At 40.8% G+C, this 18558-nt stretch carries 13 protein-coding genes; 9 read left to right on the top strand and 4 right to left on the bottom strand.

Annotation, left to right across the window (positions count from 1 at the left end; genetic code table 11):
• Nucleotides 1–176: 176 nt before the first annotated feature.
• Complete coding sequence (locus DWZ47_RS24560) at nt 177–473, bottom strand: thioredoxin family protein (RefSeq protein WP_117515006.1); 297 nt, start codon at nt 471–473, stop codon at nt 177–179.
• 414 nt (nt 474–887) lie between these two features.
• Here DWZ47_RS24560 and dapF point away from each other — a divergent pair, with 414 nt between their 5' ends.
• The 6 genes from dapF (at nt 888) to DWZ47_RS24590 (ending at nt 8278) form a co-directional block, all read left to right on the top strand.
• Nucleotides 888–1697 carry a diaminopimelate epimerase gene (gene dapF, locus DWZ47_RS24565; protein ID WP_117515008.1) on the top strand — a complete coding sequence of 270 codons (810 nt, stop codon included), beginning with the start codon at nt 888–890 and terminating at the stop codon, nt 1695–1697.
• 59 nt (nt 1698–1756) lie between these two features.
• Complete coding sequence (locus DWZ47_RS24570) at nt 1757–2989, top strand: LL-diaminopimelate aminotransferase (RefSeq protein WP_004303699.1); 1233 nt, start codon at nt 1757–1759, stop codon at nt 2987–2989.
• 132 nt (nt 2990–3121) lie between these two features.
• On the top strand, nt 3122–3883 hold the full coding sequence (locus DWZ47_RS24575; RefSeq protein ID WP_074638830.1) for a hypothetical protein: 762 nt from the start codon (nt 3122–3124) through the stop codon (nt 3881–3883).
• Nucleotides 3884–4027: 144 nt separating this feature from the next.
• Entirely contained in the window at nt 4028–4384 is a 357-nt protein-coding gene (locus tag DWZ47_RS24580) for a P-II family nitrogen regulator (protein WP_004303701.1), read from the top strand.
• A 107-nt stretch (nt 4385–4491) separates the two neighbouring features.
• Nucleotides 4492–5931 (top strand): ammonium transporter, encoded by a 1440-nt coding sequence (locus DWZ47_RS24585; protein WP_117515009.1) that lies wholly within the window; start codon nt 4492–4494, stop codon nt 5929–5931.
• Nucleotides 5932–6088: 157 nt separating this feature from the next.
• Nucleotides 6089–8278: a glutamine synthetase III gene (locus DWZ47_RS24590; protein ID WP_004303703.1), complete on the top strand. Its 2190-nt coding sequence runs from the start codon at nt 6089–6091 to the stop codon at nt 8276–8278.
• Between the two features lie 162 nt (nt 8279–8440).
• Here the strand turns inward: DWZ47_RS24590 and DWZ47_RS24595 are convergent, their stop codons facing one another.
• Nucleotides 8441–9019, bottom strand: a complete 579-nt coding sequence (locus tag DWZ47_RS24595; RefSeq protein ID WP_004303713.1) for an HdeD family acid-resistance protein — start codon at nt 9017–9019, stop codon at nt 8441–8443.
• Nucleotides 9020–9192: 173 nt separating this feature from the next.
• Here DWZ47_RS24595 and DWZ47_RS24600 point away from each other — a divergent pair, with 173 nt between their 5' ends.
• The 3 genes from DWZ47_RS24600 to DWZ47_RS24610 all read left to right on the top strand — a co-directional run bounded on the left by DWZ47_RS24600 (nt 9193) and on the right by DWZ47_RS24610 (nt 12986).
• Nucleotides 9193–11262: an RNA degradosome polyphosphate kinase gene (locus tag DWZ47_RS24600; RefSeq protein WP_032846627.1), complete on the top strand. Its 2070-nt coding sequence runs from the start codon at nt 9193–9195 to the stop codon at nt 11260–11262.
• Nucleotides 11259–12185, top strand: a complete 927-nt coding sequence (locus tag DWZ47_RS24605) for an exopolyphosphatase (RefSeq protein WP_004317877.1) — start codon at nt 11259–11261, stop codon at nt 12183–12185. The genes DWZ47_RS24600 and DWZ47_RS24605 overlap by 4 nt, the downstream gene beginning before the upstream one ends.
• 153 nt (nt 12186–12338) lie before the next feature.
• Nucleotides 12339–12986 carry a GNAT family N-acetyltransferase gene (locus tag DWZ47_RS24610; protein ID WP_004303716.1) on the top strand — a complete coding sequence of 216 codons (648 nt, stop codon included), beginning with the start codon at nt 12339–12341 and terminating at the stop codon, nt 12984–12986.
• An 844-nt stretch (nt 12987–13830) separates the two neighbouring features.
• Here DWZ47_RS24610 and DWZ47_RS24615 read toward each other — a convergent pair.
• Both DWZ47_RS24615 and DWZ47_RS24620 read right to left on the bottom strand, forming a co-directional pair.
• Complete coding sequence (locus tag DWZ47_RS24615) at nt 13831–16176, bottom strand: LruC domain-containing protein (protein ID WP_004303717.1); 2346 nt, start codon at nt 16174–16176, stop codon at nt 13831–13833.
• 366 nt (nt 16177–16542) lie between these two features.
• Nucleotides 16543–18402: an SLC13 family permease gene (locus DWZ47_RS24620; protein ID WP_004300098.1), complete on the bottom strand. Its 1860-nt coding sequence runs from the start codon at nt 18400–18402 to the stop codon at nt 16543–16545.
• Nucleotides 18403–18558 lie beyond the last annotated feature (156 nt).

Genomic DNA, 18558 nt, shown 5'->3' on the forward strand with positions numbered 1-18558 from the left:
CAGAACTGTAAAATATAAAAGAGGTTGTGCCAACGTTTTGACACAACCTCGTTTCTTTTAAAGGAAAAATGAGCTTTTATAACAAACTAAATACCAGCATATTAAGAACACTCATTTTTTTCATCTGAAAAAGAAAAGGTCATTTTCATATATGCCAATAAAAGATTACAAACGATTTACTGGAAATCATCTAATACCTCTTTCAGCTCTCCTACCGTAAGCTCTCCTACCTGTCTCCATAATTCATGTCCCTTATGCAATAAAAGAAAGGCGGACACTGTTTCTACATTATGCGCATCGGCTATTGTTCTATTTTCTTCAGCATTCACTCTTATCAATTCTACAGTTCTCTTTTCGTAAGTCCGAAGCACAGGACCTATCCACTCATAATGAGGTGACCAGTCGGCATAAAATACTACCAACACCAAATGGTTGGTCTTAACTGCTGTTTCTAATTGTTTCTCTATATTCATATCTCTACGTTTTTATATTAATGATAGTGCTAAAACAATGAATACAGAAAAAGGTTCTTCAGCATATCCGGTGAGCAATATGATAGATAAATAGGGGTTTTCACTTTCATATCGTCAAAAGGAAAAGGATGTATTTCTTGTTTTTATAGCTGATTTCACCGATTATCAAGGCTAAATATTCTTCATATATTATGGAAGAATATGCAAAACAATTCATCCAAATAACAGTTTATTAATATATAAACAGGTATAATTTCAAATTATAACTAAATGTGGCCGTATATAAAGCGATTATAAGTTTGAAGAAAATAAATAGATATTAGATATACTTTTTAGCAAAATATAAAGCAAAAAGTCATATCTTTGCATCGTAATAAAACAAAAGGTTACAACAATCAACAAATATAAATCAAAATGACAACAAAGATTAAGTTCACAAAAATGCATGGAGCGGGAAATGACTACATATATGTAGACACAACCCAATATCCGATAGCCGACCCTGCAAAGAAGGCAATCGAATGGAGCAAGTTTCATACAGGAATCGGAAGTGATGGACTTATATTGATTGGTGTCTCTGATAAAGCGGATTTCAGCATGCGCATTTTCAATGCGGACGGTTCGGAAGCTATGATGTGTGGTAACGGAAGCCGTTGTGTAGGCAAATATGTATATGAATACGGCTTGACTGACAAAACAGAAATTACGCTGGATACACGATCAGGAATAAAAATCCTGAAACTGCATGTAGAGGGAAAAACAGTTAGTGCAGTCACCGTAGACATGGGTAGCCCGTTGGAAACAGAAGAGATTCAGTGGGGAGGAAAGTATCCTTTCCGGTCAACCAAAGTATCAATGGGTAATCCGCATCTCGTCACATTTGTTGAGGACATCACCCGGATTAATTTACCGGAAATCGGTCCTGAACTGGAGAATCATCCTCTTTTTCCCGACAGAACCAATGTGGAGTTTGCACAGATTGTCAGCAAAGACACCATACGGATGAGGGTGTGGGAAAGAGGATCGGGAATCACTCAAGCTTGCGGGACAGGTGCTTGCGCCACAGCAGTAGCCGCCTTCATCAACGGACTTACAGGAAGAAAAAGCGATGTAATCATGGATGGAGGGACAGTCACCATTGAATGGGATGAAATCTTCGGGCATATATTAATGACCGGACCGGCAACCAAAGTTTTCGATGGGGAGATTGAGGATGAGTATTAAAAAGTATTAAGTATCAGGTATTGAGTATTAGATTTTGCAGAACTTAAAACAATAACAAGATGGCATTAGTAAACGAACATTTTTTGAAGTTACCGGGAAGCTATTTATTCTCGGACATAGCGAAAAAGGTAAATACCTTCAAGATAACACATCCTAAACAGGATATTATCCGGTTGGGTATCGGTGATGTCACCCAACCGCTTCCGAAAGCGTGTATCGAAGCCATGCACAAAGCGGTAGAAGAGCTGGCCAGCAAGGATACATTCCGCGGATATGGTCCTGAACAGGGATATGATTTTCTGATTGAAGCAATTATAAAAAATGACTTTATTCCACGTGGGATTCATTTCTCGGCATCCGAGATATTTGTCAGTGACGGTGCCAAAAGCGATACCGGAAATATAGGCGATATTCTTCGCCATGACAATAGCGTAGGTGTTACAGATCCCATCTATCCGGTTTATATAGACAGCAATGTCATGTGCGGACGCGCCGGAGTGTTGGAAGAAGAAACGGGTAAATGGAGTAATGTTACTTATATGCCTTGCACAAGTGAGAATAACTTTATTCCGGAAATTCCAGACAAACGGATAGACATTGTTTATCTCTGCTATCCGAACAACCCGACAGGAACAACCTTAACCAAACCGGAACTGAAGAAATGGGTGGACTATGCATTGGCAAACGATACATTGATTCTGTTCGATGCCGCTTATGAAGCATATATCCAGGACGAAAATGTCCCCCACTCTATCTATGAGATTAAGGGAGCTAAAAAGTGTGCGATCGAATTCCGTAGTTTTTCAAAAACGGCAGGATTTACCGGAGTACGCTGCGGATATACCGTAGTTCCGAAAGAGCTTACTGCCGCCACATTGGAAGGAGACCGCATCCCACTCAACAGATTGTGGAACCGCCGCCAATGCACCAAGTTCAACGGTACTTCTTACATTACCCAACGGGCAGCAGAAGCTGTTTACAGTGCAGAAGGCAAAGCACAGATTAAAGAAACAATCGGCTATTATATGACCAATGCCAAAATTATGAAAGAGGGATTGGAAGCCACAGGACTGAAAGTGTATGGAGGAGTCAACGCTCCCTACTTGTGGGTGAAAACTCCGAACGGGCTTTCGTCATGGCGATTCTTCGAACAGATGTTGTATGAAGCCAATGTGGTCGGTACCCCCGGTGTAGGCTTCGGACCAAGCGGTGAAGGATATATCCGCCTGACTGCCTTTGGCGAACGTAACGACTGTATCGAAGCAATGAGAAGAATAAAAAACTGGCTATAAGAATTTTGAATAACTTCTCCTAGTCTATTCATAACCAGTGATTTTTCAATTTACTTGATAGTATTTCGCGCGCTACTATATATACATGGACCGTACATCCACATTTTTCTAACTATTAAAGGTAAAAAGACGATGAAAACGACGATTAACAAAAAAATGAGGGTAATAACAGTAGCATTATTACTGTCAGGGCTTGTCCCGTCTACAATGATGGCACAAGATAAGGTAGAAGCTTCCGTTGGAGCAGATCTGGTAAGTGGTTACATCTGGCGCGGCCAGGATTTAGGCGGAGTGAGCGTTCAACCCTCACTGGAAATCTCTTACAAAGGTTTCTCACTCGGAGCATGGGGATCGGTAGGATTCGAATCGACGGACACAAAAGAGTTCGATTTAACTCTTGGTTATTCGATAGGCGGTTTTAGCGTTTCAGTGACGGATTATTGGTTTAATACCCAAGTAGAAACTGGCATAGACGATGATGGAGAAACGATCTTTGCAACTAACAAGTATTTTAAATACGGAGCTCATTCAACGGCTCATGTATTTGAAGCACAAATCGGATATGACTTCGGACCACTGGCAGTCAACTGGTATACAAATTTTGCAGGTGCCGACGGCGTGAAAGAAAATGGCAAAAGGGCTTATTCTTCTTACCTCGCACTTAGCGCACCATTCAAATTGGGAGGTCTCGACTGGACAGTAGATTTAGGTATGGTTCCTTGGGAGACAACTTTCTACAATGGCTATACAAGTGGGTTCTGCGTATCAGACGTAAGTCTCGGAGCTTCCAAGGATATCAAAATCACAGATTCCTTCTCCGTTCCGGCATTTGCCAAGGTATCTGTCAATCCACGGACAGAAGGAGCCTACTTCGCATTCGGATTAAGTTTTTAAGAGAGAGAATATAGAATATCAAAGAGCGTATAGGGATCAGGTAGTTAGAGTTTAGATTTTATCGGTTTGTTGTATGGTAACCTACTATGGCTGCCACACCCTATACCTCTTTCTTTTACAGGTCAACACTAATATTTAAGGTATATGAAAAAGATTGAAGCTATTATCCGTAAAACCAAATTCGAGGACGTAAAAGACGCCCTACTCGAAGCGGACATCGAATGGTTCTCTTATTACGATGTAAGAGGTATTGGAAAAGCACGGCAAGGACGTATCTACCGTGGCGTAGTATATGACACCAGCACCATTGAACGAATTTTGATCTCTATTGTCGTACGCGACAAAAATACCGAGAAAACAGTGCAGGCTATCATCAAAGCTGCACAGACCGGAGAAATCGGTGACGGACGTATTTTCGTCATTCCTATCGAAGACGCTATCCGGATACGCACTGCCGAACGTGGTGACATAGCCCTCTACAATGCAGAACAAGAACGTTAATCGGCAGCGGCAAGGTGCCGCTCCCAGGTTTCCTTGCGGATTATAACGTTTATAAAGAGGTTTACAACATCACTAATAAATAATAGGTATAAAATAAGATAATTATTATGGATACAAAATATAAAAGCCATAGCTTCGTTAAGTTGTGGATAGCCACTACTATATTCATTTTGTGCTGTTTTACTACTGATATGTCGGCACAAAACGCAGCCGCTACCGATACAGTTGCAGCAGTTACAGAAACAATTACCGAAGTCGTTGCAGCTCCTGCCGAAGAAGCATCAGCAGCTCCCGATACGGTTGGTGAATTAGCTCTTGGATTAAATACTGTATGGATGTTGCTTGCAGCAATGCTCGTATTCTTCATGCAGCCGGGATTTGCATTAGTAGAAGCAGGTTTTACCAGAGTGAAAAATACTGCCAACATTCTGATGAAGAACTTTGTAGACTTCATGTTCGGCTCTTTACTATACTGGTTTATCGGTTTCGGATTGATGTTCGGCGCAGGCGGATTCATCGGAATGCCTCACTTCTGCGACCTTTCTTTCATTAATAATGGTTTGCCAACCGAAGGATTCCTCATATTCCAAACCGTATTCTGTGCGACAGCAGCTACAATTGTATCAGGAGCCATGGCAGAACGAACAAAATTCTCCATGTATATCGTCTACACCATCTTTATCAGTGTACTGATTTATCCGATATCCGGTCACTGGACATGGGGCGGAGGCTGGCTGATGAACGGTGAAGAAGGTTCTTTCATGATGAGTCACTTCGGCACTACATTCCATGACTTTGCCGGTTCTACAGTCGTTCACTCTGTAGGTGGATGGATTGCTTTGGTAGGTGCTGCCATTCTTGGTCCCCGTATCGGTAAATATGGTAAAGACGGCAAATCAAAAGCTATCCCAGGCCATAGCCTGACTATTGCTGCACTGGGGGTATTCATTCTTTGGTTCGGATGGTTCGGATTCAACCCCGGTTCTCAATTGGCAGCAGCAACCGAAGCCGACGCAATCGCTATTTCCCACGTATTCCTGACAACGAACCTGGCTGCTTGTGCCGGTGGTTTCTTTGCTCTGTTGGTGAGCTGGATGAAATATGGAAAACCATCCCTGTCATTGACACTGAATGGTATCTTGGCAGGTCTGGTAGGTATCACAGCAGGATGTGACACAGTATCTCCCGCAGGAGCAGCCTTAATAGGTGCGATATGTGGTGTCGTAATGATATTCTCCGTTGACTTCATTGACAAGTTTCTAAAAATAGACGATCCGGTAGGTGCATCTTCTGTACATGGTGTGTGTGGTTTTTTAGGAACAATTCTCACAGGTTTGTTCTCTACCAGTGAAGGTTTATTCTATGGATACGGTTTCGGATTCCTCGGTGCACAACTATTCGGAGCATTGGTAGTAAGTGCATGGGCAGCAGGCATGGGATTCATCATTTTCAAAACGCTTGATAAGATTCACGGACTTCGCGTTCCGGCACGTGTCGAAGAAGAAGGTCTTGACATTTACGAACACGGTGAATCTGCTTACAACTAAGTTACTTATAATTAAAAGTAAGTCTACTCATCAGTAAGTGAATTAGGCTATATAGATTAAAAAGATTTATCCCGGGCGGGCCTGACCGCCTTCCCGGGAACCACACAGAGAAAATTATTTGCTCTAACATATTTAACAACAAATCAAATTAGGTATTATGTCAAAACTTAGATTCAGAGTAGTAGAGACAGCTTTCAAGAAAAAGGCTGTTGAGGTAGCAACACCTGCCGAACGTCCTTCGGAATACTTCGGCAAGTATGTATTCAACAAGGAAAAGATGTTCAAATACCTTCCCAGTAAGGTATACAATGCACTGATTGATGCAATTGACAATGGTGCTCCGCTAGATCGCAGCATTGCCGACGAGGTAGCTGCCGGCATGAAGAAATGGGCTATCGAAATGGGTGTCACTCATTACACGCACTGGTTTGCACCGCTGACCGAGGGTACGGCAGAAAAGCACGATGCCTTCGTTGAACATGACGGCAAAGGTGGTATGATGGAAGAATTTACAGGTAAACTGCTCGTACAGCAGGAGCCGGATGCTTCTTCTTTCCCGAATGGCGGTATCCGTAATACATTCGAAGCTCGCGGATACAGCGCATGGGACCCCTCGTCACCTGCTTTCATCGTGGATGATACACTTTGCATCCCGACTGTATTTATCGCATATACCGGTGAAGCTCTTGACTATAAAGCTCCCTTACTGAAGGCATTGCGTGCTGTAGATAAAGCAGCCGTAGCCGTATGTCAGTATTTTAATCCGGAAGTGAAAAAAGTAGTTGCTTACTTAGGATGGGAACAGGAATACTTCCTGGTAGACGAAGGATTGTATGCCGCACGTCCGGACTTACTAATGACCGGTCGTACTTTGATGGGACATGACAGTGCCAAAAACCAACAGTTGGAGGATCACTACTTCGGTGCTATCCCCACCCGCGTAGCCGCTTTCATGAAGGACCTTGAAATTGAAGCGTTAAAATTAGGTATTCCTGTTAAGACTCGTCACAACGAGGTTGCCCCGAACCAATTCGAGTTGGCTCCTATCTTTGAAGAGTGTAACCTTGCTAATGACCATAACTTACTGATTATGTCATTAATGCGTAAGGTAAGCCGCCGTCATGGTTTCCGTGTACTACTTCATGAAAAGCCATTCAAGGGTGTCAACGGATCGGGTAAACACAACAACTGGTCTTTGGGCACTGATACAGGTATCTTATTAATGGGACCGGGTAAGACTCCGGAAGACAATCTACGTTTTGTTACATTCGTTGTCAATACATTGATGGCAGTTTATCATCATAACGGACTACTGAAAGCTTCTATCTCCAGTGCTACCAACGCCCACCGTCTGGGAGCGAATGAGGCACCTCCTGCAATTATCTCCTCTTTCCTTGGAAAACAGTTGTCGCAGGTATTGGATCATATCGAAAACAGTACGAAAGATGATTTAATCAGCCTTAGCGGTAAACAGGGAATGAAGTTGGATATTCCGCAGATTCCTGAATTACTGATCGATAATACAGACCGTAACCGTACTTCTCCATTTGCTTTCACAGGCAACCGCTTTGAGTTCCGTGCCGTAGGTTCCGAAGCAAACTGTGCTTCTGCCATGATTGCATTGAACTCGGCCGTAGCAAATCAATTGGTGAAGTTTAAAAAGGACGTGGATGCGTTGATTGAAAAGGGAGAACCCAAAGTTTCCGCCATTCTTGAAATCATCCGCGGATATATCAAAGAATGTAAAGCCATTCATTTCGACGGTAACGGTTACAGTGACGAATGGAAGAAAGAAGCTGCCCGTCGTGGACTGGATTGCGAAACCAGTGTTCCTGTTATCTTCGACAATTACCTGAAACCGGAAACAATTGCCATGTTCGAAGCTACCGGTGTAATGACCAAGAAAGAACTGGAAGCCCGTAACGAGGTGAAATGGGAAACTTATACGAAGAAGATTCAGATTGAGGCACGTGTATTGGGTGACTTGGCAATGAATCATATCATTCCGGTTGCCACTCAATACCAGACGGACTTAATTAATAATGTCTATAAGATGCAATCTCTTTTCCCGGCAGAAAAGGCTGCGAAATTGTCTGCTAAGAACCTGGAGCTTATTGAAGAGATTGCCGACCGTACAGCTTTCATCAAGGAGCATGTAGATGCAATGATTGAGGCTCGTAAGGTTGCAAACAAGATAGAAAGCGAACGGGAAAAAGCCATTGCCTACCACGACACGATTGTCCCGGCACTGGAAGAAATCCGTTATCACATCGACAAGTTGGAACTGATTGTTGACAATCAGATGTGGACGCTTCCAAAATACAGGGAACTGTTATTTGTGAGATAGAAAAAAATACGGTGAACGATAAACAGTAAACGGTGAACAAACTGCATTATCATTGCAGAATATTCACCGTTAGCCGTTCACTGTTATTGAAATTATCTATTTCTTTTGTTGGTTGTTTTAAGTTTGCGGGGAGGGGTGCTGTGAAGCAGTCCTCTTCTTTTTTTATTCGATAATCTTTGCGTCTTCAATATCATCATCGTCATGCATAACCGGAGCCTTCGGGCGGCGACGGGCAAACTTGAACCAGTTTATCAATTCGGAAAGAGAATAAACCAAACTGCTGATACCAATAATTATAAATGCAGTATTACGCGCTCCTGTCGGATTGAACAAAGCGATAATACCCGCAATAAGAATCAGCGAAGGAATCAGATAAAAAGCTCCCGGAACGGGCATCCACCGACGAGCCATCGACAAAGAAGCAATCTGTTGCACTCCTCCCATAATCAGGATAAATCCCAATAAAAACATCAGGACGTCTGCAAAGAATTCAGGCATCACAATCAGCCAAAGTCCGAATAATAAGCTACCGATTCCTTCTATCGGAAAACGGGGAGCTGCTTCACCTTCCGGTCTTTTCCGGCCGAAATAGCCAAAAAGGCTGATAACACCGGGAATCAAGAAGGCAACACCTACCGTAATGACAATATAACTGGCAGCCGCATTGGGCCAAATCACGAGTACCAATCCAATCACAAGTGCGAAGAGAATGCGAATAAGGGAATAATTCATTGTTTTCATAAATTCTATATTTTTTAACCGAGTCTGTTCCAATACTTTTGCGAATATAAGTGTTTCTACTGATATATAAAAATAACAAATAAACATTGTAATAAGTTCGTAATAATATCGTTATGACGATTACATCTCACATTGATATTTTTGCAGAAATTTTAAACAGTTCCTTTTTCACAATGAAACAAAGCGAAATAAAAAAGAAATACCCTTATGTAGAGCGTGACATCAGTTGGATGTACTTCAACCAACGTATTCTGCTAGAAGCCGCCCGTCCAGAAGTGCCACTGCTGGAACGACTCACTTTTCTTGGCATCTATTCAAATAACCTGGATGAATTCTTCCGTGTCCGTGTAGCGACTCTGAACCGGATCGTAGAATATGCCGATAAAAACATACAAGCAGAACAAGAAACCGCCGCCTGCACTCTGAAACAAATAGGAAAGCTGCACAATCGTTACTACAAGCAGTTTGAGGAGATATTCGCTTCCATTATGGAGGAATTGAAGAAAGAGAATATCTACGTCATCAAAGATGCGGAAATGACGGACGAACAGAAAGCATTCGTCACTTCTTTCTATCGCAACAAACTGAATGGTTCTACCAATCCGCTTTTCCTCAATGGAACCCGCCCGCTGGACGATCAGACAGATGAGGATATTTACCTTGCCATCCGTCTGCTGCGCAAAGATGAAACGGGAAAGATAAAGGAGAAAGACTATGCAGTGATTGAACTGCCGACCGGAGACTTCGGCCGTTTTATTCAATTACCTGATTCGGATGGAAAAACATATCTCATGTTTCTTGATGACGTGATCCGCTATTGTTTGCCGATGATTTTTGTTGGCATGAAGTACACAGATTATGAGGCGTACACTTTCAAATTCACTAAAGACGCCGAAATGGAAATTGACAGTGATCTGCGGACAGGGGTACTTCAGAAGATTTCCAAAGGTGTGAAAAGCCGGAAGAAAGGGGAACCGATCCGTTTCGTCTATGACGAACAAATTCCTAAAGACTTGCTGAAAAAGTTGACCGGTCGCCTGAACGTGGATAAGAATGACACGCGTGTAGCCGGAGGACGCTATCACAATTTCAAGGATTTGATGAAATTTCCGGTTTGCGGTCATCATGAACTGAAATATCCTGTTTGGGAACCTATCTTCAAGCCTGAACTGAATGGCATGGAAAGTCTGCTCACTTTGATTCGTCGGAAAGATCGTTCCTTACATTATCCTTATCATAGTTTCGATACTTTCATCCGTGTGTTGCGAGAAGCCGCTATCAGTAAAGAAGTAAAAAGTATCAAGATGACGCTTTATCGTTTGGCTAAAGACTCCAAAGTGATAAAGGCTTTAATCAGTGCAGCCAAAAACGGAAAAAAAGTCACAGTAGTTATCGAACTGTTGGCACGTTTTGATGAAGCGTCTAATATCAACTGGAGCAAGAAAATGCAGGATGCGGGGATTCATGTTATTTTCGGAGTAGAGGGTTTGAAAATTCATTCTAAATTGCTGCATATCGGCACTCGGCACGGAGATATCGCCTGCATCAGTACAGGAAATTTCCATGAAGGAAATGCACGTATGTATACTGACTATACCATTATGACTGCTCACCGTCCCATTGTCCGGGAAGTCAATGCCGTATTCGATTTTATCGAAAAGCCTTATACTCCTGTTGATTTCAAAGAATTGCTCGTTTCTCCCAATGATATGCGTAAACGATTCATTGCGCTTATCAACAAAGAGATAAAAAATAAGGAACAGGGAAAAGAGGCTTATATCCTTGCTAAAGTAAATCATATTACTGACCGTGCACTTGTTGAAAAGCTATACGAAGCCTCAACAGCGGGTGTTCAAGTGGAACTGGTAGTACGCGGTAACTGTTCTTTAGTGACAGGCGTTCCGGGTATCAGCGAGAATATACACATCAATGGTATTATCGACCGTTATCTCGAACATTCGCGCATTTTCATCTTCGCCAATGGTGGAGAAGAAAAATACTACATTGGTTCTGCCGACTGGATGCCTCGCAACCTGGATAATCGTATTGAGGTGGCGGCACCGGTCTATGATAAAGAAATCCAGGCAGATTTAAAACGAATTGTCTGCTACGGATTCCGGGATACGGCAAAAGGAAGAATTGTGGATGGTACAGGCGAGAACCGGGAAAAAGAACGGGAAGAGAACAGTGTCCCATTCCGCTCACAAGAAAAATTATATAACGAATACAAGAATACATTATGATAAGTATGAAGAAAGTTAATTATGCGGCAATAGATATAGGCTCTAATGCGGTGCGGCTGCTGATAAAATGTGTAAACGAGGAGAATGCGCCCGAATTAATGAGTAAGGTACAGCTCATCCGTATTCCGTTACGGTTGGGAGAAGACGCCTTTACTGTGGGGGTTATCTCTACAGAAAAAGAGAAGAAACTGATTCGGCTGATGAAAGCCTACAAACAATTAATGAAGATATATGATGTGGTAGACTATCGTGCGTGTGCCACCTCTGCCATGCGTGATGCACGTAATGGCAAGGATATCGTTCAGCAGATCGTCAAAAAAACGGGTATCCGTGTAGAAATCATCGACGGGCAGGAAGAGGCGCATATTGTTTACGACAATCATATCGAACAGTTATTTGCTTCAGGACAAAATTACTTGTATGTAGATGTAGGAGGTGGTAGTACGGAAATTAATCTCATCAGCAACGGTGAACTGAAAAATTCCCGTTCATATAATATAGGTACGGTACGTATGCTTAGCGGTATGGTAAAGGAAGAAGAAAAGGAAGCTTTGCGCACTGACCTGATAGGGCTTGCCACAGAATATACCCCTATCAGCATCATCGGTTCGGGAGGAAATATTAATAAGTTATTTCGTTTAGCGGACAAGAAAGACAAAAAAGCGTCTCTCCTACCCATCGAATCACTGCAAGATATATATGAAACATTAAAAGCCCTCTCTACCGAACAACGTATTAAGCAATATAAGTTGAAACCGGACCGGGCCGATGTTATTGTTCCTGCTGCAGAGATATTTCTCGAGATAGCTACTCATGTAAAAGCTACCGGAATTATTGTACCTACCATCGGACTGTCCGACGGTATTATAGACAGCTTGTACACGCAAAACATGAACAGGCCTGATTCTCCGCAATCTCGATGAATGAATATATAAAAAACTCCTGATACTAAGTCTGGATATACTAGTATCGGGAGTTTTTGTCTCATCTTGCTATAATGTATAGATTCATCTTTAAAAGAGTTAGGTATTCGGATTTTGTTCTTTATATTTGTGCAACTATATATTTGAAACAATATGGATATAAAACTTAGAATTGAGCAATCTTCGGATTATCATGAAACCGAAAACATTACACGGGAAGCATTCTGGAATCATTATTCTCCGGGATGTGACGAACATTACCTCCTTCATATTATGCGTAACCATCCTAAGTTTGTGCCGGAGCTCGATATTGTTGCAGAACATAATAACAAGATTGTCGGTAATGTTGTCTGCCTCAAATCATTTATCATGGCAGATGACGGTAACCAATATGAGGTTTTGAGCCTGGGGCCCATTTCTGTCCTCCCCGAATACCAACAGCAAGGTATCGGAGGAAGAATGATTGCACTTACCAAAAAATTAGCTTCCGAAATGGGATTTCGTGCTATTTTACTTTGTGGTGACCCGGATTATTATCTCCGACAAGGATTCATTCCTGCCGAAACATTAGGGATTCGCACTGAAGACAATATGTATGCTACTGCTCTTCATGTTTGTGAATTATATGATAATGCTTTAGCCAATGTAAAAGGCCGTTATATAGAAGATAAAATATATCAGATTGATAAATCTGCTGCTAATGAGTTCGACAAGCGATTTCCTCCAAAAGAAATTGTAGTTGGTACTCCGTCACAAAAACGGTTTAATCAGATAGTAGTGATGCAGAAAAAAGCGAATTAAGGTTGAATAACCTAAATCGCCTGATTTGTACATCTCTGGAGCTCGGTCCTGCTATGATATTAAGCAACTATCATTCAATATAGTTACCATTCTTCGTATCTTTGCAGTTACAAAACATTCAACATGAGAAATTTGAATTTACAAAAAGATACTACTGACACTTTGTAATTCTTAATCTATCAGGGATCGCTTCTTTCCTCCCTTTGGCTGAAGTAAAATTTTTCTGCCACTGTAGAGGGCTTTATTCAATTCACTATTCTACAATTAAGCATGATATATATACATTTTAATACGCGCACAGCATTTCTACAATCAAACGGGCATCACATGTACTAATAAAGTTCCCTTTTACTTTTTTCTTTTTACCATTATCAAAGCCCCAAATAGAAAAATCAATGGAAAGAAAGTAGGAAATTCTAACAACATTTACGATATAGCGACACTATCCCAATGGTTTGTTTACTTCATCCATAGCTTTTGATGACATTATCCGCATCTTTTACTTACTTTATCCTTATGTTTTTTACAAATATAGCGGCGCTTTTGATGTAAATATGCGGTGCTTTACGCAATAAAGGCATTGTTTTTCAATAAATCATGGGGATTTTCCTGCTAATAGAGAAGAATGATAGAACATGAGAGATAGCAAAACCCTTGATTACACGAACAATCGTCAGAATAATCAGAGATTCTAAAACTTTATGTATTTACTTTGTCATCGAATGGGTAATTACATAAAAAAGGAGAGCATTAAGGCAGCACTTACTTCCTACAATCTCCCCATAATCAATGCACACAAGTTCTTTTCGAATAAAACTGTTTGCAATATTTCTCTTTAATAGTTTTAGTACTGAATCACTTTATCACTACTAACTGTCTTATACCAATCAGTAGTTGAGCTCTGATCGTGTGCCCAATCTGCAAATTTAGAATATGCGTTCGTTATCACTGTTGTTTCTGTTGGATAAGCAAATTTATCAGGAACACACAAAGCCCATGTATTATTAACTGCCTTGATTACCTCAAGCACCTCATTATCCGCCAATTGTCCATTCGCCGTAGCCGAATTAAAATGAGTCAAATGAATTTCTGTTCTCTTTTGACCTATCCCCTGATAAGCAATGAAGAAGTCTAAACCATCTGTCACACTAGGGACGGATATTTCATTTTTAAGTTTGACGTTCACTTCAAGAGTATATATATCTGTAAGAGGAGTGCTAGCATTCCCAGTATTCAACATGGGGCGTTGTGCTCCTGTATATCCATATACATAATGTGCGTCTCCAAATAAAGGAATCACAAGTTCATTGCCATTGGCTTCATAAGATGCATTTTCAAATATACCAGAATTTAATGAGCCGGTACGTTGAGCAGCGCCTGCACCAAAACTTATCTCTTCCACATTATTTTTGTCTATTCCTCGTATTCTCAAACCAGCACCTAATTGTTTCACGGCACCAACTGCCCGAAGGTCAATTTTATATTTTAGTTCTTTCACATCATTACCGGCTGCAGGCAAAGTTACATTCAACACAATATCATTGAAATCGTAATCTCCTGCTTTCGGATAGTTATCTTCGAAAGCATAAGAATAAACTGCATATCGAATTTCTACATCATCCGGTTTTTCATCAGAGTTATACCCTTCTTTAACACAGTCACCGTCAGCAGGAAGTATAAATTCTGCTTTGCCCGGATTACAATAGGTAGCACCTTGCTGTAATCCCTTATTTACTAGCCATGCAAAAGGAGACCAGTTATAATGTGCTTCGCCTTTATATGTTTGATCTGTTATTTCACAAATGATATTATTACTTACTTTAGAAGCAGATTGAGCCAGACCGGAAGTATTATCTATTTCGTGAATTCTTAATAAGGCAGTTCCTTGTGTCGGACCGGTAACTGTTCTGAATAAATTAGCTTTGCCCGTACAAGTCAACATGGATTGTGCTTCCATCACGATATTATTATCATTTCCATTACCCGTCAATTCTTTGCAAATAGCTTCGGAAGTATTTCCCATAACAAGCGTACCAAATTGTAATTTTCCAGCTTTCAGATAACAACCGTTTTTAATATTAGTATTATTGTTGCCATCTATATTTTCGACTTCAATGGTTCCATGATTTATCAATGTCGTACCATTTGTAGAAGCATTATAAGAATTCAGTTTAAGTGTTCCATAATTCACAAAATCAACTCCGTTTCCACTTCCATCAATTTTCAAAAAGTCACAATCAATCGTACCCGCATTATAGTTTGTACGCCCAGCCGAACTATTTGTTATCTGAATACCTCTGTCACCAACAATACTTCCTCCCTGCATCACAGTTATATAAGAAGCCCGCGTTAATATCAGACTCCCATTTTTAGCAATCTCTATCTTTCCACCATTCTCAACGATAATTTCTGTAATATCAGAAAATTGATTACTATTCTCTATAACCCATGTGCTTCCTTGAGGAACGATTACTTTCACAGCACTTATTTCTCCATCTCTATTTCCAGTTGCACTAAATCCAGCTTTAAAAGTTCCTTCCTGAATCTTAAACCAACGCTCACTTTCTGTAAAAACAGGAAATTGACCATAACTTCCACCCCAGCCAGACTTTGCAGAAAGATCCCAATTAGCCTGAATGACAGTAGAAATTGCCTTTTTAGCACTAATAAAATCGGCTGTATAAGGAGCTTCCATGACTGGTATACTAGTCGTCACAGCTCGTGATATAGAACGTGTTGGCGTACCTTTGTCTCCAAAGTGCGCTGTCACTGTACCATTTTCAATCGCTGTCGGTTGGACCAGATAACGTTTGTGTTCATCTATACGCGCAACAAACACTTTATCAAGAGATGTTGCGCAATCCATCACCACATCCAAAGTCATACTTTGAGTGACAGTTCCTTCCGCTAAGAGTTTTGCTGTACTTTCCGGGCTTAATGGATCGGCATCAAATATCTGTATCTTATAATCTACTCCTTGATCCCCATTGATTGACACATGTGCCGTTACACTTCGTGACATTGTCCAATCACCATCAGAGTCGATGTTTTTTACAGGAAAAGTTTCTTCGTAAATTTGTTTCAGTTGATCTGCATTAAACAGATTTTTCTCATTATCAACGCAACTAATAAAACTGATAGAAGATACTAACAACGAAAAAGTGAAGATTTTTACAATGCTTTGTTTCATAATCTTTAAATACTTAAGTTTGCTTTATTTGCACAAAAAATAAAAATCATTACGAATCAACAATCAGCAATGAATGTACAAAGATAGTTGTATTTACAAATAAGAAACGGATAAAGTTGTATTTTTCGACCTACGGTTAACATCTTTTAAAAGATAAGGCTTTAATTACTCCCAATAAAAAACGACCTATTACATTATTGAATATTAAAAGCTTAGAAGTACAAATATGCAATATGCAATCAAAAAAAAGAGTTGCAGATTCTATGCAACTCTCAATTAAACGACAAAGATCCAGTGTTACAAAGCACTACAACTACAAAATACCGAGCTCTTTCATCTCCTTATTAAAAGGATAAAAATTAAAAACTAAAAGGGGAAAATCAATGGTAATACAAAAATCATCACGATTCCCATAATAATCTGCAACGGCAATCCTACTTTTACATAATCCATAAAAGTATATTGACCGGCAGGCATCACCAGGGCGTTAGGCGGTGTAGAGAATGGAGAAGCGAAACACATACTTGCACCTACCGTCACAGCAAACAAGAAGGGAACCGGACTTACTCCGATCTGTATGGCACTTTGCAGAGCAATCGGTGCGAGTAAGACAGCCGTAGCTGTATTGCTGATAAACATCGTCATCAACGAAGTCGTAAAGTAAATACCTGCCATCAACGCAACAGGTCCGTATGATCCCAAGCCGTTAACCAGCGTATTGGAAATGTATTCCGAAGCTCCCGTTTTCTCCAATGCCAGAGACATAGGAAGCATAGCTGCAATCAATACAATACTCTCCCAGTTGATCGTTTTATAAGCTGCTTCTACATTACGGAAACATCCGGTTAATACCATCAATATACCCGCTATCATAACGGCTGTAACCGGAGCAACCGGAATAAAATCGAATACCATCATTACTACCATTAATACCATAATAGCAGCCGCTACCGGAGCTTTATAATCTAATGTAACTTTAGCCGCTTCCGCCAAAGGTTGTCCCAAAACAACCCAATCAGAATCTTCCTTGCTAAGACGAGCTATATTATTCCACGTTCCCTGAACCAGAAGCACATCACCACTATGAATCCGCTCATTTCCCAAATCCTGCAACAAGTATTCCTTTTTACGACGGATTCCTAATACGTTCACATTAAACTTATCACGAAAACCGGCTTCCTTAATTGTTTGGTTTATCAAATTAGAAGCTGGCATCAACACTATTTCAGCAATACCGATGTCATAAAAATCCAGAGAGTTAGTTGCGCTTTGAGTTTCTTCCGTTGCATGGTCACCTAAAATCTCTAGCAGGAAATCTTCTGCAAAAAGCTGTACCTTATCAAATTCTCCTGTCACATACAAAATATCCTCGGCTTGCAACATCGTGTCCGGTGCAGCAAACTTCTGGGTAATCGTTTTCAGAAAACGATGTTGCGATGCATCACCACGACGCACTTCCATGATATTCAAACCATATTTGCGACGAATATCCAAGTCAATAATCGTCTTGCCCAAAAGCCGGGAATCTTTTATTACCTGCAAACGAAACAGATTGCTAGAAAGCCCATATTCATTTACCAACTGTTTCAGTGACTTACCCGAACGTTTATTATCATCTTTCTGGCCTTTTTTAGAAAGAAACCATTTGCTAAGTGGCATCAATACCAGCGTACCGACAATCACACAGACAATGCCGACAGGCAGGAAAGAGAAGAAGGAAAGCGGTTCAAGTCCGGCAGAAGTCAACGTATTTTGTATCACAAGGTTCGGCGGAGTACCGATTAAAGTCATCATACCTCCCATACTACTTGCAAAAGCCAACGGCATCAACAGCCTGCTCGGATTCATACCGGCACTCATTGCCAGACTGACAACAATAGGAAGCATCAGTGCCACCGTTCCTGTGTTACTGACAAACGCACCAATGGCCGAAGTCACCAACATCACCAACAGAAATAACCGGATCTCACTGGTTCCCGCAAGTTTAAGAATACGGGAACTAATCATCTTTGCCAATCCCGTTTGAAAGATAGCCCCTCCCACTACAAACAATCCGATCATCATAATGACTACCGAATTAGAAAAACCGGAAAGTGCTTCATCAGGAGTTAATATCTGAAAAATAAGTAAGGCTATCAGTGCACACAGTGCCACAATATCCGAACGAACCTTGCCGTTCACGAAAAAGACAGCCGAAAGAACGAGAATAATAATGGTTATTAGCATACGTAATTAAATGATTGTTTTATTTTGACTCTATCAAAACTTATTTAGGTGAACAAAAATAGAAAATACTCCAGCGTTATTAAAACAAACTAGAAATGATTTTAGTTCATGAGACATCATTTAATATTTTAATACATTTTCTTTCTGAAAAAAGAC

Origin of the sequence: Bacteroides sp. AF32-8BH (assembly GCF_003435205.1) — a bacterium.
GTDB lineage: Bacteria > Bacteroidota > Bacteroidia > Bacteroidales > Bacteroidaceae > Bacteroides > Bacteroides ovatus.